Below are 1,878 nucleotides of genomic sequence, written 5' to 3' on the forward strand. Positions count from 1 at the left end.
CCATCGCCTGACCGCTTCGGGGTCGCGCTCGTAGGCCCTGCGAACCGGCTTCTGCGGCGTGAACCCCCAGCGGGCCAGGTAGCGTCGCACCGAGCGGGACGAGACGGCGACGCCGTACTTCCTCCGGATCAGCTGCCGGACGGCATCCGAAGTCCACAGGAAGAAGGGCAGCTTGATCTGTTCGGGATGGCGGTCCCGGATCGTGTTGCACACGGCGGCGGCCTGCCAGCCCATGAGTTTTCGGCGCGGGCGCTTGGGACCCCGCTTGTGGGCGGCCAGGGCAGCGTGGCCGCCCCGGCGATAGGCCTTCATCCAGTTGCCGACGGCCTGGCGGGTGACGCCGAACGCCACGGCGGCGGCCGTCTGCTTCATGCCGGCCAGGACGGCGTCGACGGCGCGGCGGCGCAGGGCCGCCTGGGCATCCTGACTCAAGGATCGGGCATCGTGACTCATGGAAGCTCATTATGGCCGGCCTTGATAGAGAATGCAAACTAAATCCTGGCCAGATTAGTATGTCGATCCGGTCGGCAATCCGGCGCCACCCCACAAGTCGATTGATCGGGATTATGGAGACGGCAAGGGAACGCTTGAGGATTGGGAGGTCCATGCCTTCTTCGCAGACAGCGGGTACTTCCCGACTGCCACGGGACCATCCGATGCTAAGGTGGTGTACTATAGCGGATTCCACGCCGCGCGGCGCAAGGAAGACTGTAGTTGCGGCAGTGGGAGGTGGCTCATGTTCGAAAGCAAATGCGGCCGGTACGAGAGGATCGAGCACGTCTGGGATCAGTTGAACGTCACGTACGGCACGCCGAAGTTCTTCTACGAGTAGCGGGCTGACGAAAGGGAAGGCCATGTCCTTGCAGAGACGATGCGTGATTCTGATGTCGGCGCTCCTCATCACGTCGACGGTGGTCCTGGCCGCCCAGGGGCCGGGATCAGACTCATCCGCGAGGGAGTTTGAGGTCAGGTACCGGGAATGGCGCCAGGAAATGGAGGAAGCCGCACCCAACACCGTCATGTGGACCTCCCCCCCGGACTACGCAGGTCCGGCGCGCGACCGGATCGCCACGATGGGTCTTTCCGCTGTGCCGATTGCCGTCGAGCGGGCCGACGAACCCTGGGTCACTTCTGTCTTCGAGTGGATCACCAGGTGGCACAGCCACGGGGAGAGACGCAAGCCCCAGGGAGAGGATAGGCTCTGGGTGTTCCCCGAATTCCCGGACATCTCGTATGGCCCCTATGATCCACCGGACGTTCGCCTGATTCTGTGGCGCTGGTGGGAGGAGGCCGACGTGCTGGTGCCGCGCCTGTTCGCCGAGCGCTACCGGCTGTGGAAGGAGTCCGTGGCTGAGGGATCGCCCGAGCAGGCCGCCCGCCGGCTTCAACGGCTGCGCGAGCTGGGCGTCTGGGCCTTGCCGCTCATGATCGAGAAGGTGCGCGAGGGCGACGGCGACCTGATCGCATCTGTCTCCTACCTGACGGACGGCGCGCTGCCGGCAGATGCCACGCCCCGGGAATGCCTGGACTGGTGGGAGGCGAACCGCGAACACTGGACCGTCCCCCCGCCGCCCGCCGAGCGGATCACCCCGGAGGAGAAGGCGTTCCTTCAGGAATGGCGGGCGCAGAGGCCCGCCGCCGGGGCGGCACGCGTCGCCTCCGTCTGCATGAGGCGGTGGCTGACCAGGGAACAGGTGATCGGCTACGCGGGCCCACCGGCGGCGGCCACGGCGGACGGGACGCTGGAGTATGAGTGCACGCCGGGGCTGAGGCTGGCCCTGGAGTTCGGGCGGAACGGCTACGTGGTCGCGGCGACGTTCGCGCAGGCGGACGAAGCGGCACCTGCGGCACAGGAGCCGTGGACCGACGAGGAGCGCG

Annotated in this window: 2 protein-coding genes; one reads left to right on the forward strand and one right to left on the reverse strand. The window is 66.9% G+C overall.

From position 1 onward, the window contains the following. A partial coding sequence (locus GXY85_00730; GenBank protein NLW49352.1) for a helix-turn-helix domain-containing protein occupies positions 1-432 on the reverse strand: 432 nt, incomplete at its 3' end. A 443-nt stretch (positions 433-875) separates the two neighbouring features. Here GXY85_00730 and GXY85_00735 point away from each other — a divergent pair. After that, on the forward strand, positions 876-1,878 hold a 1,003-nt coding region (locus tag GXY85_00735; GenBank protein NLW49353.1), incomplete at its 3' end, for a hypothetical protein.

It is taken from the genome of Candidatus Brocadiaceae bacterium (assembly GCA_012728835.1).
GTDB lineage: Bacteria > Planctomycetota > Brocadiia > SM23-32 > SM23-32 > JAAYEJ01.